General features: G+C 35.4%; 21 protein-coding genes. 17 read left to right on the top strand and 4 right to left on the bottom strand.

What is annotated here, in order from left to right; translation table 11 throughout:
• The first annotated feature begins 100 nt into the window (after positions 1-100).
• From MHH98_RS20720 to MHH98_RS20710, 3 genes are all read left to right on the top strand, one after another.
• Complete coding sequence (locus MHH98_RS20720; RefSeq protein WP_051448595.1) at positions 101-1,417, top strand: hypothetical protein; 1,317 nt, start codon at positions 101-103, stop codon at positions 1,415-1,417.
• A gap of 289 nt (positions 1,418-1,706) precedes the next feature.
• On the top strand, positions 1,707-2,984 hold the full coding sequence (locus MHH98_RS20715; RefSeq protein ID WP_340713463.1) for a dicarboxylate/amino acid:cation symporter: 1,278 nt from the start codon (positions 1,707-1,709) through the stop codon (positions 2,982-2,984).
• A 103-nt stretch (positions 2,985-3,087) separates the two neighbouring features.
• Positions 3,088-3,822: a sulfite exporter TauE/SafE family protein gene (locus tag MHH98_RS20710; protein WP_038180741.1), complete on the top strand. Its 735-nt coding sequence runs from the start codon at positions 3,088-3,090 to the stop codon at positions 3,820-3,822.
• A 106-nt stretch (positions 3,823-3,928) separates the two neighbouring features.
• Here MHH98_RS20710 and MHH98_RS20705 read toward each other — a convergent pair whose 3' ends face one another.
• Complete coding sequence (locus MHH98_RS20705; protein WP_340713462.1) at positions 3,929-5,116, bottom strand: alanyl-tRNA editing protein; 1,188 nt, start codon at positions 5,114-5,116, stop codon at positions 3,929-3,931.
• A gap of 118 nt (positions 5,117-5,234) precedes the next feature.
• Between MHH98_RS20705 and MHH98_RS20700 the strand changes: the two genes are divergently transcribed.
• The 14 genes from MHH98_RS20700 (at position 5,235) to MHH98_RS20635 (ending at position 19,259) form a co-directional block, all read left to right on the top strand.
• The gene (locus MHH98_RS20700) at positions 5,235-5,525 is read left to right on the top strand and encodes a DUF6509 family protein (protein ID WP_038180735.1); all 291 of its coding nucleotides are present in this window, start codon (positions 5,235-5,237) and stop codon (positions 5,523-5,525) included.
• A 117-nt stretch (positions 5,526-5,642) separates the two neighbouring features.
• Entirely contained in the window at positions 5,643-6,788 is a 1,146-nt protein-coding gene (locus MHH98_RS20695; RefSeq protein WP_038180733.1) for a VanZ family protein, read from the top strand.
• Positions 6,789-6,956: 168 nt separating this feature from the next.
• On the top strand, positions 6,957-7,724 hold the full coding sequence (locus MHH98_RS20690; protein ID WP_038180730.1) for an ABC transporter ATP-binding protein: 768 nt from the start codon (positions 6,957-6,959) through the stop codon (positions 7,722-7,724).
• Positions 7,711-9,624, top strand: a complete 1,914-nt coding sequence (locus MHH98_RS20685; protein WP_076034214.1) for an ABC transporter permease — start codon at positions 7,711-7,713, stop codon at positions 9,622-9,624. The genes MHH98_RS20690 and MHH98_RS20685 overlap by 14 nt, the downstream gene beginning before the upstream one ends.
• A gap of 5 nt (positions 9,625-9,629) precedes the next feature.
• Entirely contained in the window at positions 9,630-9,989 is a 360-nt protein-coding gene (locus MHH98_RS20680) for a YxeA family protein (RefSeq protein ID WP_076034215.1), read from the top strand.
• 397 nt (positions 9,990-10,386) lie between these two features.
• On the top strand, positions 10,387-10,839 hold the full coding sequence (locus tag MHH98_RS20675) for an Lrp/AsnC family transcriptional regulator (protein WP_038180723.1): 453 nt from the start codon (positions 10,387-10,389) through the stop codon (positions 10,837-10,839).
• Positions 10,840-11,119: 280 nt separating this feature from the next.
• Positions 11,120-12,061: a nickel ABC transporter permease gene (nikB, locus tag MHH98_RS20670; RefSeq protein WP_340709387.1), complete on the top strand. Its 942-nt coding sequence runs from the start codon at positions 11,120-11,122 to the stop codon at positions 12,059-12,061.
• Positions 12,062-12,094: 33 nt separating this feature from the next.
• Entirely contained in the window at positions 12,095-12,970 is an 876-nt protein-coding gene (locus MHH98_RS20665; RefSeq protein ID WP_412104678.1) for an ABC transporter permease, read from the top strand.
• A 19-nt stretch (positions 12,971-12,989) separates the two neighbouring features.
• Entirely contained in the window at positions 12,990-14,528 is a 1,539-nt protein-coding gene (locus MHH98_RS20660) for an ABC transporter substrate-binding protein (RefSeq protein WP_038180715.1), read from the top strand.
• 8 nt (positions 14,529-14,536) lie between these two features.
• Positions 14,537-15,547: an ABC transporter ATP-binding protein gene (locus MHH98_RS20655; protein WP_340713460.1), complete on the top strand. Its 1,011-nt coding sequence runs from the start codon at positions 14,537-14,539 to the stop codon at positions 15,545-15,547.
• On the top strand, positions 15,516-16,532 hold the full coding sequence (locus MHH98_RS20650) for an ABC transporter ATP-binding protein (RefSeq protein ID WP_038180709.1): 1,017 nt from the start codon (positions 15,516-15,518) through the stop codon (positions 16,530-16,532). The genes MHH98_RS20655 and MHH98_RS20650 overlap by 32 nt, the downstream gene beginning before the upstream one ends.
• A gap of 2 nt (positions 16,533-16,534) precedes the next feature.
• Positions 16,535-18,139, top strand: a complete 1,605-nt coding sequence (locus MHH98_RS20645) for a gamma-glutamyltransferase family protein (protein WP_038180698.1) — start codon at positions 16,535-16,537, stop codon at positions 18,137-18,139.
• Positions 18,133-18,729, top strand: a complete 597-nt coding sequence (locus MHH98_RS20640) for a chromate transporter (RefSeq protein WP_076034216.1) — start codon at positions 18,133-18,135, stop codon at positions 18,727-18,729. Before MHH98_RS20645 ends, MHH98_RS20640 begins: the two co-directional genes overlap by 7 nt.
• Entirely contained in the window at positions 18,726-19,259 is a 534-nt protein-coding gene (locus MHH98_RS20635) for a chromate transporter (RefSeq protein ID WP_076034217.1), read from the top strand. Before MHH98_RS20640 ends, MHH98_RS20635 begins: the two co-directional genes overlap by 4 nt.
• A 199-nt stretch (positions 19,260-19,458) precedes the next feature.
• On the opposite strand, the gene MHH98_RS20630 is transcribed toward MHH98_RS20635, so the two are convergent.
• From MHH98_RS20630 to MHH98_RS20620, 3 genes are all read right to left on the bottom strand, one after another.
• Positions 19,459-21,606, bottom strand: a complete 2,148-nt coding sequence (locus MHH98_RS20630) for a M28 family peptidase (protein ID WP_340713458.1) — start codon at positions 21,604-21,606, stop codon at positions 19,459-19,461.
• Positions 21,607-22,139: 533 nt separating this feature from the next.
• The gene (locus MHH98_RS20625) at positions 22,140-23,570 is read right to left on the bottom strand and encodes a sensor histidine kinase (protein ID WP_076034218.1); all 1,431 of its coding nucleotides are present in this window, start codon (positions 23,568-23,570) and stop codon (positions 22,140-22,142) included.
• Between the two features lie 7 nt (positions 23,571-23,577).
• Entirely contained in the window at positions 23,578-24,276 is a 699-nt protein-coding gene (locus tag MHH98_RS20620; RefSeq protein WP_038180691.1) for a response regulator transcription factor, read from the bottom strand.
• Positions 24,277-24,402: the final 126 nt, after the last annotated feature.

Here is a 24,402-nt window from a genome sequence, read left to right as displayed (position 1 = left end):
CGCATCTACATTAAATTGTTAAAATATTCATACAGATGCAGTCGGTATTTATATGTTCACATAACCGATAATTACTATTAAAAGGAGGGCGACATGTAAAGTGAACAATTATTATGTACAAAATAGAGTGTCCCTACCTGACCAACACACGAATCAAGCCGATAAAAATAATATTTTAGAACCTTTTTTAGATGTGAAAACGGTAAAACACTTGAAGAAAAAATATATTGCGGAAGTACAGGAGCGTTTACCGATGTATTTTTCAGCAGATAAGCGAATGAAAATGCAATCGCTTACAGAAGAGCAATTTCAACAACAAGGCTTGCCAAAAGAAATTTTCTGGAAGATGGTCGAATTTAATGTGAGTACAAAAGGTGGGATTTCTTTTGAACGACTTCCTGCTATTGGCGAGCATCTCGATTATTTAGCTTCCGAATATATCACATATAAAATGCGTATCGAACGTGATTTTGAAAGTGAAGACCAAGTAGCACAACTTGCTAAACTGGATGAAATTTTTGGTCGTGGGTTAAAAAGAATGTCGAATGCTTTTATTGATTCTGTCGGCGCTTTTTTTGAAAAAAATGAAGTAGTAGGAGAATCAGCTTTAATGGAGCAATCGATTAAAGGGATTTATCAATACAAACTTGCTAAATACGGAAATTTTGTTGTAGCAAATAAGGATTACGCTTTTATTAAAGGTACATCGGATGAGTGGTTGGAAAGAGATTCATATTTTATGGGAGATATTCTACGCTTAGTGATAGCTAAAATAGATGAGAATCGTATTAAAATAAGAGAAAATCCGTATACAACATTGGAATTAAATGCAGTAGCGGCTTTTTACCAAGCAGTACAACGTAGATTAGCTAACCAAAAATCAACTTCCGTTAGCGAGGAGCAGCTAGGAGTAGAGCTTGGGTTTTTAGGTATGAAGTTAGAACTTCTGATTCAAAAAGATGGTATATCCCCTGAACTAGCTAGTAAAATGGAGACTGCGTATTTATCATTTTTCAACTACAAAATAGAAGATATAAATCAACGTCAATTAGAGACTAAAAATAATCCTTATACTAGAAATCGAGAAGCATTTAGCGATTTAAATCGTGAAACGGTTGAGGATTGGGCAAAACGTTTGCGTAATAGCTTACAGGAAGAAAATCCTCAACAAGTATTTGAAGCAACAATCTTATTGGCCTACAATATATTCCAAAAGAAAGTGCAACAAGTGAGTAAATTAGAACGCTACCAAGAGCAAAATGATTGGAATACGTTTTATGAGGAAGCTCCAACGAATAATTATCAAGTTGAGCTACCAGATGTATTTTGCTATAACGCATTAATAGTCGATTGGAATAAATTTATAACTGAAACAATCGTCGATCAAAAGATGCTTTTCATTAAAGATAGAATTTAAAAATTGTCGTTTGTATTTGAAAATTTTTTATTTAAACAAGGTTTAAGAATTTGAACTAGAGGGTATTTGTAAATTACCCATTTAAAAAATACTTATTGTAGTTAATATTTAAGTTCATTGATGATGTATTTTAAGTACAGCATTAAACTCCTTTATTGATCGTTAAGTTTTAAGTAAATAGTTAGTTAAAATGCCCGTATGTGAAAATAGTCAATACTATATCACTGCGGGCATTTTCTATAATTTTTTATTTAGAAATTGGTATTCCATTAAACGAGGAGGGAAAAAGATGAAGTTAGCTCGTAATATTATTATTGCACTCATATTAGGTGCGTTAGTTGGTATTGGGATGAATATGTGGGCGGAGGATATCTTTCCTAAGGTGGATCAATACTTCTTTAGCCCATTAGGTACCATTTTCTTGAGTCTTATTAAAATGCTTGTAGTGCCACTTGTGTTCTTCTCCATTATTTTAGGGACTGCGAATATTGGTGATCCAAAAAAGTTAGGACGTATAGGTATTAAAACGATGGTCTTTTTCCTATTGACTACGGCAATGGCTATTATTTTAGGGATTGGCTTAGCTTCGATAATTCAACCAGGGAACATCGGGCAGTTCGAAACAACAGGCTTAGAATATAAAGCAGACAAAGCCCCACCCATCTCAGAAACGTTCTTTTCTATTATTCCAACAAACCCTATCCAAGCAATGGTAGAAGGAAATATGCTTCAGATTATTTTTTTCGCAGTCTTTGTGGGGATAGCTATTAGCTACCTTGGAAGCAAAGCAAACACTTTACTGAAAGTGATAAACCAGGGAAATGAAGTCATGATGATTTTAGTGAACATCGTGATGAAGTTTGCTCCATACGGTACATTTGGTTTACTTGCTTCTGCTATCGGTAAACAAGGGATAGGTGCCATCAAAGCGATGGGACTTTATATGGTTGTAGTCATGCTCGCACTTATTTTGCATATGTTCATTGTTTATGGTACAGCTATATCATTATTATGTCGTAGAAATCCGGTGCAATTTTTCAAAGACTTCTTCCCAGCTATGACCGTGGCCTTCAGTACATCAAGTAGTAGTGCAACATTACCTGTATCAATGGAGATAGCTCAGAAGAAGATGGGTATTCCTAAGGCCATTAGTAGTTTTGTCCAACCATTAGGTGCAACAGTGAATATGGATGGCACTGCCATAATGCAAGGAGTAGCAACGATTTTTATCGCTCAAGTATTCAACGTGGATTTAACTTTTGGTCAACTTGTTACAGTTGTTATGATTGCTGTACTAGCAAGTGTTGGAACCGCAGCTGTACCTGGAGCGGGACTGATTATGCTGGCAATGGTTTTACAATCTGTTGGGCTTCCAGTTGAAGGAATAGCTCTTATTATTGGAATTGATCGTTTACTCGATATGGCACGAACAGCGGTTAATACAACAGGTGATATCACTTGTGCAGCGTATATAACAGAAAGTGAAAAGCGCAAAGGTGAAACTTTTGAAGACAGCAATTCAAATGAAGAGGATTCATTTGAATTAGAGGGTCATAGCTCATATTAAAATGAATGGTCATCCTATGGGTGGCCATTTTATATTTACATTTATTGTTATGACGACTTCGTATAAAATGGAAGTAGGTTGATAAGATGGAAGAAGGGGTCTTGTGTCATTTTTTATCTTCATTGTGATTGGCTTTGCCGGAAACTTTATTGGCACACTAAGCGGGGGAGGTGGATTGATTTCTTTACCGACGATGCTTCTTTATGGTCTACCCGTGCATTCTGCTATTGGAGCAAATAAAGTAGCGAATACAGTTAGTTCATTTACTAGCTTTCTAGTAATCTTTAAAGAGAAGGAAATTACGTTAAAGGAATCAGGTATCGTGTTAGTCACTTGTTTATTAGGCGGAGCAACAGGAGGAATGGTTGCCTCGTTAATGAGTGGAGATACATTGACACTAGTAGCAATTTTTTTATTAGGCTTTGCTTTTATAACTTCATTATTAAAGAAAAGTAATTTTGAAGGGGAAGAACAATTTAAGCTGAATATTAAAACCGGTTCATCGTTATTTGGAATTGGTATGTATGACGGGATGTTTGGACCTGGAAGTGGTACATTACAGATGTATTTATATGCAAGTCAGAAAATTGCTTATATCCGTGCGGTAGGCTTAAATAGAGTAGGTGTTTTTGCAGGATGCTTTGGTAGTTCTATCACATACATTTCGACAGGGAAAATCGAATGGCCACTGACAATTGCTTTAATGTTTGGCGGTATAATTGGCGCACAAGTAGGCATTAAAGTGGCGCGTAAAATGAATGTGAAATATATTAATCCGCTATTACGGGGTATTACGCTCTTATTAATCGTACAAATTGTTGTAAATTATTATAAGTAATTGCTGAACTCAGTTAATTGGTTTAATTGATAATTTAAAATCCACCTCTTTATAGAAAGAGGTGGATTATTTTAATTGTAAAAAAGTGAGCTAACTGGTTGCCTGTTTATATAATATTTCTCATCTTCTCTAGTAATTCAGCACCCGTCATCGTATGGTCGCCACCACCCTGTACAAAGGCATCGCTACCGCCACCTTTGCCATTTAATAATGGTAGGACTGCTGAAGAAATATCTTTCATACTCATATCAATTGCATTTGTACCGCGAGCAGCGACAAACTGTAACTTCTCTCCTTGCTCAGCAACGAGAAGCACCACGATATTTTCATTTTCGGCTATAACTAGTCGAGCTAACTTTTGCAATTCTTGAATGGAACGCGCTGCATAAACAGCACCAGTTACACCGTTTTTAGTGGTTGTTGCAAGTTCTAATGCTTCATATGATAGCAATTGTTCTTTGGCTGCATCTAAAGCTTTCTCTAATCCTTTTTGAACAGTAAATAGTTTTGAAACTGTATCAGCCACTTCGTTTTCAGGAGTACTTGCTAGTTTAGCCACTTTACTTAGTTCATTTTTTCGCCAGTGTAGTTCACTTAATACGCGTCCGCCACAAACAAAATGCACGCGTATTTTTCTTTTTTGTTTTTCAGTATGCATAATTTTAATGGTGCTAACTTGTCCGGTTGAAGTGGGATGAATACCACCACAGCCGTTATAATCGTAATCTGGAATGATAACCAGGCGAATTTCTTTTGTTACACTCAGTGCTTTACGAAGGTTATAGCGTTCTAATTCATCTACTGTCACCCACTTTGTTTCAATTGGTCGATTTTCCAAAATAATTTTGTTAGCTAGAGCTTCTACTGCTACAAGTTCGTCTTCACTAATGTTTTCAATATCTAAATCTATCGTTACAGTTCCTCGCCCTAGATGGAAGCTAATGGTTTGGTAGCCGAATAGCTCAACAAAAGCAGCGGTCAAAATATGCTGCCCTGCATGTTGCTGCATATGATCGAATCGTCGTTCCCAATCGAGCACGCCCATTACCAATTCATCATCGTTAGGTAAAGACTCTGCAATATAATGACGAATTTCGTCGTCCACTTTCTCTACATCTACTACGGCAATGCCATTTAAAGTACCTGTATCATGAGGTTGACCGCCACCAGTAGGAAAGAATGCTGTATTATCAAGCACGATAAATTCGCGTCCGTCATCTTCAATCCCTTTTCTTATAATTTTTGCTGGAAACTCTTTCATCATCGCATTTTGATAGTAAAATAATGTCTGCAAACGTCATCACTCCTAATTTTTTTATCGAAAAGTACAGGTAAATCAGCTAAAAACTTTACTAATCGCATTTTTGCTTTAATATTAATGATTGAAACATGCAAAAGAGGAGCGATTCTTTATGGACATTTTAGCATATACAATGGATGAAATTTTAGATCCTACAAATATTATTGAAGGACAACGCTTTGAATTCTTATTAGATATCGAAGTAGATGAAGAAGACGAACTATTTGTAGAAGGTGGTCTTGAGATTCGCGCAATCGTAGGGAAAAAAGAGGACGACTTTAAGCTTGCGAATTACTTCATCATTGATAAAGGTACTGAAAAAATGCTCGAATTTGGTCTAGAAGAAGATGAAGAAGAATTGATTTTGAGTTTTTGTAAAGAGCGCATTATAGCAGGCGAATAACAAATTGATTAGGTAACAGGAGGCATTCGATTTTAGTTTAAATACTTTTAATCTGAATGCCTTTTTTGGTATGATGAGAATTATTTTATGAATTAATGACGAAAGAGGTAGGAGAGCATGTCAGCTTATACACAGCCAATTTACGTTGCAATGATAGTATTTATCCTTTTGGCCGTTATTATTTTTGTGCCTTGGCTTATTTACACATATCGTAAATATGGATACTTGCCATTATCAACGACGCTAATCGCATTTTCATTTATTTTTTATTTTATTAGCGCATTATTTTTAGTTCTACTCCCATTACCAGAATCACGTAATACTTGTATTACACAACAGCCAGGTACACAGCATTATTCATTGATGCCGTTTACCTTTATCTCAGATATGTTTAAAAATAGTGGTGTGATTTTATCTCAGCCAAGTACATATGCATTATTAGTTAAACAGTCTGCCTTTTATCAAGCCTTTTTTAATTTCTTATTACTATTACCGTTTGGCGTATACTTACGTTATTTCTTTCAACAAAGAAAGTACTGGAAAAGGGCACTTGGCTTAACTTTTGCATTAACATTATTTTATGAAATCACACAAGTGACGGGTATTTATGGTATTTATAACTGTGCGTATCGTATTTTTGATGTGGATGATTTGATGCTTAATACATTAGGCGGCATACTTGGCTTCTTCATCGCACCTGCTATTTTGGCATTGTTCCCATCAAAAGAAAGCATTAATGCAAAAGCGGAAAGATTGATTGCACTTGATGATGTTCGTGCAATGTCTGTATTAATCGCATTACTTATTGATATTTTCATTATTGATCTGCTTGGGCAATTAAGCACTACATTTACAGAGTCAAATTTAATTATAAATTTCCTGATTAAATCTATTGTCATTTTCATTGCATTTTTTGTCATTCCAATCTTGTGGAATGGACATTCAATTGGTTCGAAAATTATGCGTTTCCGCTATGATAGTAAAGTAAGTACTATAGATACAAATAAGCGATTGTTCAAACGTTTTGGTGCAATCTATCTTACTTATTTTGCATTCTTTGTACTAAGTATTTTCGCTCAAATGAACTTACAAATTGGTTCACCGTATTATAAATTAAAAGTATTTTTAGCACTGGGTACAAACTTACTTGAATTAGTATTAATAGTTGTTCTGTTCTTCCATGCATTGCTCGTTGCATTTGGAAAAGGCAAACGACGATTTTACTTTGATGAAGCATCAGACTTACACACAACGAGAAAATAAAGATAGAAAAGGACTTTCTGTAAATCGGGAAGTCTTTTTTTATTTGCGAAAATAACAATTAATAGTGCTCGAATAAGATTTAAGGTTCCTGTAAGGTTACGACAATTATGCTGTAAGGATGAGGCGATATAGTATGTATATCAACAAATGACAGTAGAGGTGACGCAAATGGAATCATTATTAAAAATAGAAAACGTCAAAAAAATATATGGTAAAACATCGAATACTTACACAGCGTTAGAAAATATATCATTTCAAATTGAGCATGGTGAATTTGTTGGGATTATGGGTCCCTCAGGAGCAGGTAAATCAACATTACTAAATCTTCTTGCAACAATCGATTCGCCAACAGAAGGTAAAATCTTTATGAATGATAAGGGTATACATGATATGAAGGAAGCTGAGCTCTCAGATTTTAGACGCGATAATCTTGGCTTTATCTTTCAAGATTACAACTTGCTAGATTCACTAACCGTAAAAGAAAATATTCTATTACCGTTAGCAATTGCAAAAGTACCTGCAAAAGAAATTGAACAACGCGTCCAAAAAATAGCTAAAGTTTTTGGAATTGAATCTTTGCTTAGTCAATATCCATATCAAATTTCAGGAGGTCAAAAGCAACGTACGGCTGCTGCAAGAGCAATTGTTACAGAGCCTGCGCTCATTTTAGCTGACGAGCCAACAGGTGCACTAGATTCAAAATCTGCAACAGACCTACTAGAAAGCTTAAGTTCACTTAATGAGAACAACGAATCAACGATTATGATGGTTACGCATGATGCTTTCGCCGCAAGTTTTTGCCGCCGCATTATATTCATTAAGGATGGCAAGCTTTCAACGGAAATCTACCGTCGCGATCAAACGCGGAAAGAGTTTTTCCAAGAAATTTTAGATACTTTATCTGCAATTGGGGGTGAGGTTGATGACGTTATTTAGTTTAGCTAGAAAAAATATTGCACGAAATTTTTCACAGTATTTTTTGTATATCGCATCGATGGTATTCAGTATCGTCATTTATTTTACCTTTGTTACTTTAAAATATAGCGATATTGTCTCTGATATGACGAAGTCTTCACAGAAGATGGGGTCCCTTATGAGTGGAGCCGCCGTAGTACTACTCTTCTTTGTTGCTATTTTCATCGCATATTCAAATTCATTTTTCATGAAAAAGAGAAAAAAGGAAGTAGCGCTTTATGCATTATTAGGCGTTAGAAAACGTCAAATTGGTTTCATGTTATTTTTTGAAAACTTATTACTTGGTGTATTTTCATTAGTGATAGGTGTTTTTCTAGGATTCCTTAGTTCAAAATTGTTCGTTACCTTATTAATCCGTTTAATGGGTTATGATGTTGTCGCTCCATTTACGTTCTCAACGGAAGCGGTTATAAATACAGCATCTGTCTTCCTAATTATCTTCTTCATCACTTCATTCCAAGGATATCGTTTAATCTATCAATTTAAATTAATCGATCTATTCCATGCATCGAAGAAAGGTGAAGTAGCACCCAAGCCGTCATGGATTGTCGCTATCTTAGGCGTAATAAGCATCGGAACGGGTTATTGGTTAGCTTTACAGAACTTATTAACATCCGAAGCATGGCGTATTTTAGGAATGTTTACACCACTTATTATATTAGCAACAGTTATTATAGGAACTTTCCTTTTGTTCCATAGTGTTACAGGTTTTGTTCTAACTTTATTCAAGCGTCGTGAAAAATGGCTTTGGAAAGGTCTACACTTAATGACCATTTCACAATTGCTTTACCGGGTTCGTGGTAACGCCCGTACATTAACTGTTATCGCTATTTTGAGTGCAACAACAGTAACAGCTGGAGGTGCGGTTTACAGTCTGTATTACAATATTAATGACAATGTAAAGCTCACTGATCCAAACACATTTATGTACGAGCAAACAGCGAATGTCGATAACGAAAAAGTAACATCATTACTACCAAATACAATATATGATGAAAATATCTCAGCATTATTCGTTACATTTGAGGCGAAGCAACTTGATTCGGCAATGGGAACAGACGGAGATAAACGTATTTACACAGTAATCAATGAAACAACATACAACAAGTTAGCGAAACTTCAACAAAAAGAAGAACTAAATTTAAAAGGTAATAAAGCGACTATGATTGATGTTCAATATCATGAAAGTCTATCGCCGAAATATGCGGGTAAGACGATTACAGCGGAAAAAAAAGGAACAACAATTACATTGGAAGGGTATCATGAAGTTCCAGTCTTAAACCTAATGGCAGGAATGACACTAGTAGTCACAAATGAGCAATATAAAGAGCTTGAAAAACAAGGTGAGAGTGTGCAATTCCGTGCTATTGGAGTAGATGATGCAACAACTGATTTATCTAAGAAAATTGCTAGTGTATTGCCTGACAAAGCTCAATTTTCAAGCGCACCTGAGGATTATCAAAACGGTATTGAAGGAATGGGTTCACTATTATTCATTGGTAGTTTCTTAGGACTTGTCTTCCTAGCAGCCACAGGTAGTATTATCTACTTCAAAGTACTAACAGAAGCAGAGGAAGATAAGTCACAATACAATATGCTTTATAAAATGGGTGTTGGTGCAAGAGAAATGAGAAAAACAGTGGCATCTCAAGTATTTGTTATTTTCTCTGTACCACTTGTCATTGGTCTTACACATAGTGCCGTAGCATTAACAGCATTTTCAAAGTTATTTTCGATGGATTTCACTAAGCCTGTCATCATATGGATGGTTGCTTACACAGCTATTTATGGAATCTATTACGTATTAACGGTTTATTCATATAATCGAATTATTACCCAAAATAATAAAAGAGAAGGATGATAATAATGAAAAAATTTTTAATTGCAATTGGCGCACTGATCCTAATTGGGGTTATAGGCATTGTAGTATTAGGGAAAATTGATTTTAATCGTATGAATGCAGATAACTATTATGTGCATATTACAGAAGATGGTTTTAAAAAAGAGGAGAAGCAGTCTGATGGGAAAATATTTGTCACTTATATTTATAATCTAGAAGGCGTAAATGCAAAAGGTGAAGCAAAATCATTTGAATTCACTGCAAGTAAAAACTTACGTAAAGATGCATATTTAATGCTTTATGTAAAAGACAAAAAAGGCGTTTCTTCATACGATGAAGTTAAGCTTTCGGATATTCCAAAAGAAGCACAAGCGAAATTAAAATAACTATCTAATTAGGTTGTCACCAAATTCTAACTCACAGAATTGGTGGCAACCTTTTCATATATTCAAAGATAGGGAAATGGATAAATCTTTAATATGAAAGTTAAATGAATTTATATGAAAATAATTTCCCGGGACATATTGAGTTCTTTGATACAAATAGAGTGCTTTAAAAAGAATAAGTTTACTATTTTAAAAGAGTACATGACTTAAAAATTTCTTTCTTGTTGAGTGTATATTACAGTACATATGTTATATAAAATAAGTTTTGAGCTTGCTAAATTCTCAGAGTTTTAATGGTTTTTTAATGAAATATTCTTTCTACTGACGAATATTTCAGCTATATTATTAAAGAACTAGTTAAAAACTATATTGTGTTGAAAATAAAGGGGTGATATGAATGGAGCAAATGGATAGTATCGATAAAAAAATATTGGATTTATTAATTGGAAATGGACGAATTTCTTATGTAGATATAGGTAAAGAATTAAATCTTTCAAGAGTGGCTATTCGTGAACGAGTTAATAATTTACAAGAAAAAGGAATAATTGAACGGTTTACAGTGGTGGTGAATTCTGAAAAAATAGGAAAAAATGTTTCTGCTTTTTTTGAAGTAGATTGTGAGCCAAAATCATTAGTTGAAGTGGCAGAAAAATTAGCTTTTAATCATAGTGTAGTAAGTTGTTATCAAATGACAGGGCCATCAACATTACACATGCACGTATTAGTCGATGATTTCGCCAGTTTAGAAAAGTTTATTAATGAAGAGTTATATGCTTTAGAAGGAATAACGCGAGTTGAAAGTAATATATTACTTAGAAGATTTAAAAGTCGTTTAGGATTAAAACTCTAAGAGAATCGATATTCGGTTCTCTTTTTTTTGATTTGTAGAGCCGAACTTTTGTGAATCCCTCGAGATTAACATCTGATCGATAACTTTGTATTTCCATTCATTTGTTAATAATTAAATATAAATTGATTAATTAATGTAATGAAAATCAATATAATTTAAAAATTTCGAAAATTCTATAGATTTTTATAATTTTATATTTTATAATCAAAAACAGTGAAAACTATCCGTTTGTTAATCCAAATGGGGTTTTTAATTAACAAATGATTAAGGAGGTTTTGATTTGATAAGTCTAATTGCTCGACGAATAGTTGAACTTTTATTGTTATTAGTGGGGATATCATTTCTTGTGTTTTCATCTATGTATATTGCTCCAGGTGACCCTTCAACAATGATAGGCGGACCAACTGCAACTGAATCTGACCTTGAAAATATACGAGATAACTTGGGGTTGAATGACCCATTCCTCGTTCAATATGGTCGTTACGTAAAAAATGCAGTACAGGGGGATTTTGGATATTCTTATCAGACAAAACAATCAGTTTCTGAGGCAATAGCTGTCCGATTTCCGAATACTTTAAAGTTGGCCATAGCAAGTATGATTGTTGCGATAATTATTGGTATTGTCGCTGGATTAATATCTGCATTACGCCATAATACATGGCTAGATGCAACATCTACAACTTTTGCGCTAGCAGGAATTTCAATTCCAAATTTTTGGTTAGGTGCGTTACTAATTTTAGTTTTTGCTGTGAATTTACAGTGGTTGCCAGTTGGTGGAATGGATCAGCCGTTGTATACATGGGAAGGAATTAAGCAGTTGATATTGCCTGCTATTACATTAGGTACAGGGTCTGCTGCAATGATTGCCCGTATGACACGCTCCTCTATTCTAGAAGTCGCGAAAGCTGATTATATTAGAACTGCTAGGGCAAAAGGATTGAAGGAAGGAAAAGTTATCTGGATACATACGTTAAAAAACGCGATGATTCCGGTTATTACCGTAATCGGTCTGAATTTTGGACTTTTACTCGGTGGAACAATAATTACAGAGAAAGTATTTGCTATTAATGGTGTTGGGCGTTTAATGATTGATGCTATAGCTATGCGAGACTTTCCTTTAGTACAAGGTTCAGTGTTGCTTGTTGCGACATTATTTGTAGTCGTGAACTTAGTAGTTGATATCGTATATACATTTATCGATCCACGAATTAATTACGATTAAGAGAGGAGGACAGAAATGACGACTTTATCAAATATGGAAGAGCAAGTAACTAAGCCTAAAAAGATGGAAAGTAATTTTATTTCTTTAACTAAAAGATTATTGAAAAATAAACTAGCAGTTATAGGATTACTAATTATTATAGTACAAATTTTAATGGCGATATTTGCTCCAATGGTTACATGGCATGATCCGATTAAGCAGAATCTTGCACAAAGCGAATTACCTATTTTTTCAGAAGGTCATTGGTTAGGAACTGATAACTATGGTCGAGATGTTTGGTCAAGAATTGTATACGGTGTTCGAATTTCATTATTAGTAGCTATTTCATCCGTGTCACTAGGCTTGGTAGGAGGATTGATACTAGGTTTATTGGCAGGATATTACAAAAAGTTAGATGGATTCCTTATGAGAATTGTTGACCTATTATTTGCTTTTCCCGGAACACTATTAGCAATGTTAATTATTGCTATGTTAGGAGCAAGTCTAGTGACAGTTACGATTGCGATTAGTGTCTGGTCTATTCCTGCATGTGCGCGTATTGTCAGAGGGTCTGCCCTTTCTATAAAAGAAAAAGAATATATTATGGCTATGCGGTCTCTTGGAGCATCCGATTTTAGAATAATATTTAAACATATTTTACCGAACTCATTCGCGCCAATTATTGTATTTGCAACAATGCGAATGGCTACAGCCATTTTATCTACCGCTTCACTAAGTTATTTAGGTCTTGGTGCTCAGCCACCTAGTCCTGAATGGGGGGCAATGATTGCTCAAGGACAAGCTTTTATGTGGACTTCGCCACATTTAACTATTGTCCCAGGAATAGCTATAATGTTAACCGTTTTTGCATTTAATGTTGTTGGTGACGGATTGCGTGATGCGCTTGATCCGAATATGGATATTCATTAAGTTATGGGGAGGAAAAGAAATGAAACAAAATCTAGTGTTTTTACTTTTACTACTAATGTCTATTATTTTAGCAGCATGTGGAAAATCCAGTTCAGCTCCATCAGGGGGGGCTAATGCAGATGGATCAATTGATAAGTTTGTGTACGCTTCTACCGCTGATGTCGCTGGTCTATCTCCGATTTTAACAAATGATTCTATATCAGCAAACGTGCAAGAGCATGTTTATGAAACGTTATTTAACCGCAATTCTGAAACTGGAGAAATCACACCAAAATTAGCAGAGTCTTATGAAAATACAGATGAAAATACTTGGATGATTAAACTTCGAAAAGATGTAAAGTTTCATGATGGTACACCTTTCAATGCAGAAGCAGTAAAGTATACATTCGATAAATTGCGTGATCCAGCAACTGCTGCTCCTCGTGCATCTCTACTAGAACCAGTAGATGAAATTAATGTAATTAATGAATATGAGATTAAAATTAAAACGAAGTACCCATATGGCCCATTCTTAGCTTCTTTAGCTCATACAAATGCTGCTATAGTGAGCCCTACCGCTGATAAAAAACAAGATTTAATGAAAGAACCTGTAGGTACAGGGCCATTTAAGTTTGTAAGTTATACGCCAGGCGATGAAGTAGTTTTAGAGGCTAATGATGAATACCGTGATGGTACACCAGCAATTCAACAACTAGTTTTCAAGGTAGTGCCTGAGGTCTCAACAGCTATATCTATGTTACAAACAGGTGAAGTTGACTTTATTGATAATTTGCCAAGTGAACAAATTAGTCGTATTGATTCTCTAAAAAATATTGATGTTACAAAGAAAAATGGCAGTTCAATTTATTACCTAACTGTTAATCATTCTATTAAAGAAAATCAAGATCCTGAGTTGCGAAAAGCAATAGCAGCCGCGATTGATCGTGATGCGTTTGTATCAAAATTAAATGGTCTAGGCGTACGCAGTGACAGTGTTTTAGGACCAGAGATTTTTGGATATGAAAAGGACAAGGATTCCGCTGGACAAGCCTATGACCCTGAGCTAGCAAAATCATTAGTAGATAAAAATGGATATTCAAATCGTCCAATTAAACTTTTAACAGCAAACAGAGCAAACTTTATTTTAATGGCTGAGATTGTACAAGCGCAATTAACAGAAGCGGGTTTTAAAGTTCAAATAGAAACTATGGAATGGGCAGCTTTCTTAGATACTGCTAGAGCAGGAGAATACGATATTACTTTCTTAAGCTGGGCTAACTTAACACAAGATGGGTCTGAAATGTTATATCCAAATCTGCATAGCGATAATATTAAAGAATCCAATCGTACAAAATATAGTAATAAGAAATTCGATGAACTTGTAGATGCTTCTCGAGAAACGATTGACCAAGATAAGCGATTAGAATATCTTAATCAAGCAAATGGTTTATTGTTAGAGGATAACGCTGTAGTCGTTATGTATCATGGTGTTGTGACAGCGGCAATGAACAATAAATATGAGGGATTAATATTAGAACCTAATGGAAAATGGTTATTAAAAGATGTGAAAAGAAAGTAGGGTAATTTATGAGGGAGACATTGTTGGAAGTGAATAACTTAATTACTGAATTCCGTACAGCTGATGGGAATGTTCAAGCTGTGCGGGATGTCTCCTTTTTTGTTAAAAAGGGAGAAACACTTTGTATTGTAGGAGAATCAGGTTGTGGCAAAAGTATAACATCTTTATCTATCATGGGGTTACTTCCAAATAACGGTATAATTTCAGGTGGTGAGATTAAATATGAAAATCAAGCTATCCATGCATTAAATGCTGAAGAAAAGAGAAAATTGCGTGGATCAAAAATTTCAATGATATTCCAAGAACCTATGACCGCATTGAATCCTGTATTAACAATAGGTTACCAATTAAGAGAACCTTTCATGTTGCATCACAAAGTAAATAAAAAGCAAGCTAATATACAAGGAATAGAGTTATTAAAACAAGTAGGTATTCCATACCCTGAAAAACGGATGAAGCAATATCCACATGAATTAAGTGGTGGAATGAGACAACGTGTCATGATTGCACTTGCCTTAGCTGGAAACCCTGGTTTACTCATTGCTGATGAGCCAACTACTGCCTTAGATGTGACTATACAAGCTCAAATTCTCGATTTAATCAATTCGCTTAAAGAAAAATTAGATATGGGCGTTATGTTTATTACCCATGATATGGGTGTTGTGGCAGAAGTTGCGGATCGAGTGATGGTTATGTATGGAGGAAAGAAAATTGAAGAAGGATCAGTAGAAGAAATATTTAATCAACCTCGTCATCCATATACAATAGGCTTGTTAAACTCCGTGCCCAATGTTGATGACCCTGAGTTTGAGTTAGAACCAATACCTGGATCGTTACCAAGTTTAACAGAGCAGATTTCAGGTTGTAGATTCCATCCAAGATGTCAATTCGCTATAGAGCAGTGTAGAATCACAGCACCTACTGAATTTGAAATTGGAAATGATCATAATGTAAGCTGTTGGTTGGTCGAAGAGGAGGCGAGTAATAATGGTAGAGCAATTGGAGTTGCAAAAGCGTAAAATAATTCTTAAATTGAATGGTGTAAAAAAATATTTTCCTATTAAAAGTGGATTATTAAGACGTGTACAAAATCATGTCAAAGCTGTAGAATCGGTAAATTTAGAATTATATGAAGGCGAGAGTTTAGGCGTAGTAGGCGAGTCAGGATGTGGAAAATCAACATTAGGCAGAGCAATACTAGGCTTAGAGCCTTTAACTGAAGGTAAAATTAGTTTTCGCGATGAAGAGATACAAGATCTCAAGAGAAAAGAAAAGCTAAGGTTTGTTAAGGAAATGCAAATGATTTTCCAAGATCCCTTTGCTTCTTTGGACCCGAGACAACGAGTTGGAGATGCACTAAGTGAAGTATTTTCAATTCATACAAACATGGGGGCAAGAGAACGTAAAGAAGCAGTTCTTAAGTTATTAGGAGAAGTAGGCTTAAAAGAAGAGCACTATGACAGATATCCACATGAATTTAGTGGCGGGCAGCGCCAAAGGATTGGCATTGCAAGGGCAATTGCTCTTAATCCCTCTTTTATTATTTGTGATGAAGCGGTATCAGCCTTAGATGTATCAGTACAAGCGCAAGTACTAAAGTTATTGAAGACATTACAAGAAAAATATCACTTATCCTATATGTTCATTTCACATGATTTAGGTGTAGTTCGATACTTTTGCAATCGTGTACTTGTAATGTATTTAGGGAATACAGTTGAGTTGGCAGAAGTTGAGGAACTTTTTAAAGAACCTCTTCATCCATATACTCAGGCGTTATTATCTGCGATTCCAAGACCATCTGTCAACACTAAAGTTCAACGGGTACGACTTCAAGGAGATTTGCCAAATCCAGCAAATCCACCGACAGGTTGTCCATTCCATACAAGATGTCCGGTAGTAAAAGATATTTGTAAAACAGAAAAACCACAGTGGGAAGAATATACAAGCGGTCACTTCGTAGCATGTCATTATGCTGGGACTAGTATTGTGTCAGGAGAGGTATAAAAATGGATCATTTATTTCACCCGTTCACGGGAAAACGTCATACTGTATTTGGCAGAAAAGGTATGGTGGCAACTTCACAACCATTAGCTGCTCAAGCAGGACTAGAAATCTTACAAAAAGGCGGGAATGCAATTGATGCTGCTATTGCAACAGCGGCTGCATTAACAGTTGTAGAACCAACTTCAAATGGTATTGGTGGAGATGCCTTCGCATTAGTTTGGACTAAGGATCAACTACATGGTCTAAATGCATCGGGGCCTGCTCCAAAGTCAATCTCAGTTGAGAAATTACGGGAAAAAGGGTATGAAAAGATCCCTACATATGGCGTATTACCAGTTACAGTTCCTGGTGTACCAGCCGGTTGGGTAGAGCTTTCTAAAAAATTTGGTAAGCTATCGTTTAAAGAAGTACTTGAACCTGCTATCCGATATGCTGAAGAGGGATATCCTGTTTCACCGATATTAGGAAAGTTTTGGGATTCTGCATATCGTAAATTCAAGGAAACATGTACATCCGAGGAGTTTACTAGTTGGTTTGATACATTTGCTCCTAATGATCGTGCACCGCACATCGGAGAGATGTGGTCATCTCCTGGCCATGCTTCAACTTTAAGACAAATAGCAGAAACCGATGGACATGCTTTTTACCATGGAGAATTAGCAGAGAAAATGGATGCATTTATGAAACAACATGGTGGCTATTTATCGAAAGAAGATTTAGCTGATTATAAAGTGGAATGGGTAGATCCAATTTCTACTACTTATAATGGGTATGATGTGTGGGAAATTCCCCCGAATGGTCAAGGATTAATTGCACTAATGGCTTTAAACATTTTCAAACAGACTGGAGATTCTAAGTGGCAAGATGCTGAAACGATTCATCGACAAATTGAAGCTATGAAACTAGCATTTACTGATGGAAAGGCATTCGTGACAGAAGTTGATGAAATGCCAATAGATGTACAGCATTTATTGTCAGATGAATATGCTACAAAACGCGCGGCGTTAATAGGTAAGCAAGCCATTAATCCGGAACCGTATGAATTACCTAAAGGTGGGACTGTCTATCTAGCTGCAGCTGATGAAGAAGGAAACATGATTTCATATATTCAAAGTAACTATATGGGTTTTGGTTCAGGAATTGTGATTCCCGATACGGGAATTGCATTACAAAATCGTGGGCATGATTTTTCATTGGAAAAAGAACATCCAAATATTCTTAAGCCAGGAAAACGTACATATCATACAATTATTCCGGGATTTTTAACAAAAGAAGGGCAAGCAATCGGACCATTTGGCGTGATGGGAGGATATATGCAACCACAGGGCCATTTCCAAGTCGTAGCTAACACAGTTGATCATCAATTAAATCCACAAGCCACATTGGATATGCCACGTTGGCAGTGGGTTGGAGGGAAAACTGTGCATGTTGAACCAGAGTTCCCGAACTACATTGCTCAATCACTTATACGAAAAGGTCATAATGTGCAAGTGATGTCAGACGGTGGAAGTTTTGGCCGTGGACAAATTATTTGGAGGGATCCTGAAACGGGCGTATTACAGGGTGGAACAGAATCACGAACAGATGGAGCTATTGCTACTTGGTAAAAAAAAATGAAGTGAAGTCCCAAAGTGAACGCCCTATTTTGCGACTACATGGAGAGATTGCATCCGCATTTTTTAGAGTAGGTATGCTAGGATTTGGCGGTGGACCATCTGCTATTCCTCTTGTTCATCAAGAAGTGGTGAAAAAGTATAAGTGGATGGAAGATGATGAGTTTAGTGACGTAGTAGCACTTGCTAACACTATGCCGGGTCCAATTGGTACAAAAATGGCTGGCTATATAGGATATAGAGTAGCTGGAGTGGTAGGTGCAATTAATGCAATTTTAGTCAGCGTAGTCCCAACAATTGTATTAATGATTATATTGCTATTTTTATTACAAACGAATAAAGATATACCTGCCGTTCAGGCAATGGCTTCGGCGGTTGTACCAGTAGTAGCTGTAATGCTTGGTATATTGGCTCTAGATTTCGTTAAAAAGTCTGGCGAATCTATGGGGTGGAAGAAAACACTCATTATTCTTTTGCTTTCATTCATTGCAATGTCTTTATTAAATATACACCCGGCTTTTGTCATCTTGTCGGTCTTTATAATCGTCTTTGCTCCTCTAGTAAAAAGGAGGAATAATAAATGATTTATTGGAATATTTTTATGGCATTTTTTATTCCTGGTATTTTAGGTTATGGAGGGGGTCCTTCTTCTATTCCGCTCGTTCAGCAAGAGGTAGTTGAGCACTATGAATGGATGACCAATCAAGAATTTTCAGAAATGGTCGCAGCGGGCAATGCATTACCAGGGCCAATAGCAACAAAAATGGCTGGCTTTGTTGGATATGACCAAGGAGGTATTTTAGGCATTATTGTTGCAGTTTTTGCTACAGTTGCACCTTCTTTGATCCTCATGATAGCGTTGTTAAGTGTCTTAATGAAATACAAAGAATCACCATACGTTAAAAATTTAACGAAATATATTCGCCCAATCATAGCCGTATTATTATTAGTGATGACTTTCGATTTCGCAAAAGATGCTTGGTTAAGTATAGGTTGGATATCAACATTAATAATAATGATTGGCTCTTACTTGTTACTTGAAAAGATTAAAATTCATCCGGCTTTTGTTATTTGTATTGCATTGATATATGGGATGGTATCTACACTTTTTTAAATTACAAGGTAATATGGATAACAAAAAGCAAATGTTATTGATAAATAGCCTCAACGGGCAAAATAAAACACCTTCTAGTTAGAAGCTTGGTTTAGATATACCAAACTAACTGGAAGGTGTTTTAAAGATGACTCATTTTTAGCTCCATAGAACCTATTGTTGAAAGATAACAGGCTGTTAGAGAGCTATTTTGTTGTCATTATTTCATTTTATCAAGTTGTGCATTTAACTCTTTAACACTTTTCACTTCATCTTGAACAGATGTCTTTAGTAATTTTTCTTGTCTTTCAAGAGCTGCATTTAGAGTTGATATTTCTTTAGAAACATCAGCATTCTTTTGGTCACGTTTCTTTTTCAATGATGCTACTGTGTCATATAAGTCTTCGTGACCCATAATACGACCTGCACCCCACATTAAACGATCTGCAGGTTGATCCAATACATAATCTGTGAAGTAATCGAATACCTCTTTGTCAAAATCATAAGTGTACCAGTTATTATCAATTAACCATAAATAATCATCTAGTGCTTTACCCGCATCACCTTTTTCAAGTGCTTTGATTGCTCCTTGTAAGTTAGGGATATTATTTTGTGCGTGTTCGTGAGGGAAAATTGGTTCGTCTTCCCAAGTTAAACGTACGAATTGATCTTGAGCATATTTATAAGTAGCTAACAAACTACTATTTAAAGAGCGACTGTCATCATAAAGCTTTTTCACTACTTTTTCGTCACCAGCTACTAATGCTTTTGTATAATCAGCATTAATTTTTTCAACTTGAGCATTAATCTCTTTAGCTGTTTTAGCCGTTTCTTCAATAGCTGCTGTTAATTCGTTTGAAGAAACATTTGCAGATTTAAAGACATCAGATTTAACAGATTTAGCTAATGCATCTAATCTTGTTGTGAAATCAAGAGGTGTTACAGCTGTTTGGTCATAATGCATAGCTAGTAGACCATATAAATTTAAATGGAATTCTAAAGCTTGACCGTTATAAGTATCTTCATTATCGTACTGTGTATGATAATGTGAATGCATGAATTCGCTATCTTGGAAATCATTTCGTAATGATGGAACACCTGCAATAGAGAATGAAAAATCATCCGACCAAGTGCGTAATGGTGATACAACAGAAATACCGTCTTTATATACACCATCAACTGATGGTACAGACTTCGTGAATTTAGTTAAGAAGTTTTTCAACTCATAATCTGCTCGAATTTCATTTGTCGTTGTATGCTCATAAGCTGGAAGCTCGAAGTTCATGTCTGCAAATGCTTTTCCAACCCATTCTGGATGGATGCGGAAAATTTGATTGTAAGCACCAGTAGACCAGTCATAACGCGTATTTGAAACGCCCCATTCTTCGGCAGCCAATGCATTAAATATAATTGTTTTCTCAGGTTTATAGCCACTGTCTACTAGACCTTTCGCTACGCCCATCATTAGGGCAATCGCAGCATTATCATCTTGGAAACCGTCAAAGTAAGAATCATAATGTGCTGAAAGGATGATATATGATTCTGGATCTTTACCTTCGATTTTCCCATAGTAATTGTATGTTGGTTGATCGAATTTAACTGTAGATTTGGCATCAAAGTTAACAGTAAGTTTATTGTTATTTGCTTTTAGTGATTTTTTTAACTCTTTCGCATCATTTTGAGACATAGAAAATGCAGGCGCATCATCAGGTCCACAAATATCCTGTGCATTTAAAGCGTCGCCATCTACTTCGCTATAACCTTCACTTTGCACGGCTATAACTGCAGCTGCCCCTTTTAAATGAGCTTGATAGGCTGGGTAGTTAACCCACCAATCTTCTCGTTGGTTTACATCTATAAGTACGAGCTTGCCTTTAATATCAAGGTTTTTCAAATCATCTGATGTTCCACGATTTGCATAAACAACATCAAATTCTTTCGTCCCCTTTGTATCAAAATTTGTTTGATATGCCCCTAAAACAGCTAATTTTTCTTTACCATCAACTGTATTGAATGTCATATCTGCTTTTTCGAATGTCCAGCTATCAACTGTAAATTCATCTTTTGATACGTCGGTAAGCCCAATTTTCTTCATTTCATCTGCAATTTTTTCGCCAGTTTTTAGTTCTGCTTCAGAGCCTGCAGTACGATATCCTAGCTTTTCATTTGTTTTAAATTCTTCAAGACTTTTGGCGAAATCAAATGAATAATCAGCACTTACTTTTGATAAATAATTATCGGAGTATTGCTTTACTGCTGCTAAATCCTCATTTTCTTTTACCTCTGTCTTTTTGTCTGCTGGTGTACAAGCCGCAAGTGATGATGCAATTAGAGCTGTTGCTATTGCACCACGAAAAAATCTGTTCAATTAACCACATTCCTTTACAATAATTTTTTTCAAGCAGAACTAATTAAACGATAGTTTTAATAAAATAGCAATATTTTTTCGAATTGTTAGACAAAATATTTTTCGACAAATAGAAGGAATGTAATATATTTAATTTGAAATAGTAATTTAGATTCATAGACTCTAACAACTAATGTATTAAGATGGGGTGGAATTTTAATAAAACTTACATTAATCTTAGCTTTTTATGTCATATTGGTAAGATGTTATTTCATAAAAAAATTATCGGAGTATTGCTTCAATTCTGCTAAGCGTCACTTACTTTTACTTCTGTCTTTTCTTCTGCCAGAGCTCAAGCTGCAAGTGATGAAGTGATTAGAGTTGTGGCTATTACACCACGAAAGAATCTTTTAAACTAGCATTATTAACTCGTGTCCTGTTTTTTGGTACATTACTAATTTGATATTAATTTCCCTTAAATACCAATATTGTTTTAAAAATGATAATTTAGTTATGTGAAAAAAAGAAATATAAAAAACCAGCATGCGCTGGTTCTAAAGTAAAATTGTAATAGTTGTACCTTCATTTAATACACTAGATAATCGCAGATCGCCGTTGTGAGCGAAAATAATATCACGAGCAATCGCCATTCCTAGCCCGGTACCGTGTGTGTTTTTTGTATTTGATCCCCGGTAATAACGATCAAATACTTGTTTAATATCTTCAGGTGAAATACCTCTACCATTATCAGTTATCATTATTCGTGTTTTATAAAGAGTAGGTTGTGAATCTTCAACTTGTCCACATTGTGGATAATCGGTATCAATTTTTATTGTTACACACACATTTTCATCGTTATGCACAAGTGCATTGTAGATAAAGTTCAAAATGGCCCTTTTTAGTAATTTTTTATCCACTTTATGCACGATTTTATTCACATTACTAACAAATTCTACCTGACGTTCCCCAAATTGAGGGTCATTCAACAATTCAATCGTCAGTTCGCGTATAAAGCTTACTATATTAATATCTTCAAAGTGCATAGGTAGCTGTTGATTACGTAAACGAGTCGTTAAATTTAAATCATCAAGTAGATCTTTCATATAAATAGATTTTTTCTCAATAATAGTTGAGAATTCTTGTACTTCGCTAGCAGTGAGATTATCAACATCATCCTTCATCAGTTCAGCATATCCTTGAATTGATGCAAGGGGAGTTTTCATATCATGTGATACATTACTAATCCACTCTTCACGCATTTGATCTAGGCGATTCCGCTCTTTCTCATGTTCACTTAATTTTATTGAGAGTTCATTTACATTGAGGAAAACGTCTTTATACACACCATTTGGTACGTTTATTTTTTTGAATTGGCGGTTACGTAGTTGTCCGATAAAATCAATTAATATGTGAAGTGGTTTCGTTAAATGTCGTGTGAACAACAACCCGATGATCAAAGCGACTAGCACATCCACTATTAAAAATGCTATTAAAAGTAGGTTAATAAATTTTAAAAATTGATCATAATCATAGTTCAAAACATAACGTCCAACCCCGTAATTCTTCACACCGACAAAATAATCTAAATCGTCCATTGTACTAATATAAACAGTCGTATTGCTATCAACTTCTTTATATTTATACATTTGCACGACTTCAGCAGGGGAGTAGCTCGTGGCAAGATTATCTGGTGTCTCATAAGCAGCAACTTGGTTCCCTTTAGAATCTAAAAATTGAACCCATGCATTCTTATCTTGCAATGCTTTTACACCTTCATCATTTACAATAGGTAAACCATTTTTAATCTCGACATATTGAGAGAAGGAACGTGTGAATTCCTCAGAAGAGGTTTCAGGAGTGCTTAAAGCAAGATGACTTCTTTGATAAAGGAGTAGTCCAACTAATAGCACAGTATTGATGATACCGACAATAATAACAATCATTACAACTGACCATAAAAAACGTCCAGTTATTCTCCACTTCATTTTATCATCACCCCTTACTGTTCAATTTATAGCCTAGACCTTTAACGGTGATCAAAAATGTTGGGTTAGATGGAGTATCCTCAATCTTTTCACGTAACCGGCGTATATGCACCATGACTGTATTATCTGAACCAAAAAAGTCTTCTCCCCAAACTCTTTCAAAAAGTGTTTCTTTACTTAAGATTTGATTAGGATGATGGATAAAACAATTCATTAAGCCAATCTCCTTTGCTGTAAGCTCGATTATTGTGCCATTTTTCTTCAATTCAGTACCGTCCATATTCATTTCAAAAGGGCCTACAGTAATATTGTTTAAAACTGTTTTTTCCTCCGAAAAGCTTGCTCGTCGTAGTTGTGCTTTCACTCGATAAGCCACTTCTTTAGGGCTAAATGGTTTTGTAATATAATCATCCCCACCAATTGCGAGCCCTAAGAGCTTATCAATCTCTTCATCCTTCGCGGACATAAATAAGATCGGTACATTTGAGATTTCACGAATCTGTTTGCATAAATCATACCCTTCACCGTCAGGCAGCATAATATCTAGTAGCACTAATTCGGGTTTTACTTCCTGGAATTTAGCCCAGCCATCACGAATTGTTCCAGCCGTTATCACATTTGAAAAGCCTTCCTTATGTAATACTGTTTGTAGCAAATTTGCCAAATCCTCTTCATCATCTATTAATAAAATACATTGTGTGTTCATTAGAAAGCCTCCTCCGTATTAATTGTTATATCGTAAGTATAGTATACGTTTTCATTTTTCACTGCATATGATAATTTCAAACACTCACCTAGTATGTTAAAATAGCCCAAACTACACTGGCGGAAA

Source organism: Viridibacillus sp. FSL H8-0110, assembly GCF_038003565.1.
In the GTDB taxonomy this organism is placed as follows: Bacteria; Bacillota; Bacilli; order Bacillales_A; family Planococcaceae; genus Viridibacillus; species Viridibacillus arenosi.
This window is presented reverse-complemented; position numbering and strand designations above follow the sequence as displayed.

What these genes read in the sequence shown, in the direction of transcription:
- MHH98_RS20715 (WP_340713463.1), top strand. Translation starts at nt 1,707, where the DNA reads ATGAAGTTAGCTCGTAATATTATTATTGCACTCATATTAGGTGCGTTA.
- MHH98_RS20700 (WP_038180735.1), top strand. Translation starts at nt 5,235, where the DNA reads ATGGACATTTTAGCATATACAATGGATGAAATTTTAGATCCTACAAAT.
- MHH98_RS20695 (WP_038180733.1), top strand. Translation starts at nt 5,643, where the DNA reads ATGTCAGCTTATACACAGCCAATTTACGTTGCAATGATAGTATTTATC.
- MHH98_RS20690 (WP_038180730.1), top strand. Translation starts at nt 6,957, where the DNA reads ATGGAATCATTATTAAAAATAGAAAACGTCAAAAAAATATATGGTAAA.
- MHH98_RS20685 (WP_076034214.1), top strand. Translation starts at nt 7,711, where the DNA reads ATGACGTTATTTAGTTTAGCTAGAAAAAATATTGCACGAAATTTTTCA.
- MHH98_RS20680 (WP_076034215.1), top strand. Translation starts at nt 9,630, where the DNA reads ATGAAAAAATTTTTAATTGCAATTGGCGCACTGATCCTAATTGGGGTT.
- MHH98_RS20675 (WP_038180723.1), top strand. Translation starts at nt 10,387, where the DNA reads ATGGAGCAAATGGATAGTATCGATAAAAAAATATTGGATTTATTAATT.
- MHH98_RS20665 (WP_412104678.1), top strand. Translation starts at nt 12,095, where the DNA reads ATGGAAGAGCAAGTAACTAAGCCTAAAAAGATGGAAAGTAATTTTATT.
- MHH98_RS20660 (WP_038180715.1), top strand. Translation starts at nt 12,990, where the DNA reads ATGAAACAAAATCTAGTGTTTTTACTTTTACTACTAATGTCTATTATT.
- MHH98_RS20655 (WP_340713460.1), top strand. Translation starts at nt 14,537, where the DNA reads ATGAGGGAGACATTGTTGGAAGTGAATAACTTAATTACTGAATTCCGT.
- MHH98_RS20650 (WP_038180709.1), top strand. Translation starts at nt 15,516, where the DNA reads ATGGTAGAGCAATTGGAGTTGCAAAAGCGTAAAATAATTCTTAAATTG.
- MHH98_RS20645 (WP_038180698.1), top strand. Translation starts at nt 16,535, where the DNA reads ATGGATCATTTATTTCACCCGTTCACGGGAAAACGTCATACTGTATTT.
- MHH98_RS20635 (WP_076034217.1), top strand. Translation starts at nt 18,726, where the DNA reads ATGATTTATTGGAATATTTTTATGGCATTTTTTATTCCTGGTATTTTA.
- MHH98_RS20625 (WP_076034218.1), bottom strand. Translation starts at nt 23,570, where the DNA reads ATGAAGTGGAGAATAACTGGACGTTTTTTATGGTCAGTTGTAATGATT.
- MHH98_RS20620 (WP_038180691.1), bottom strand. Translation starts at nt 24,276, where the DNA reads ATGAACACACAATGTATTTTATTAATAGATGATGAAGAGGATTTGGCA.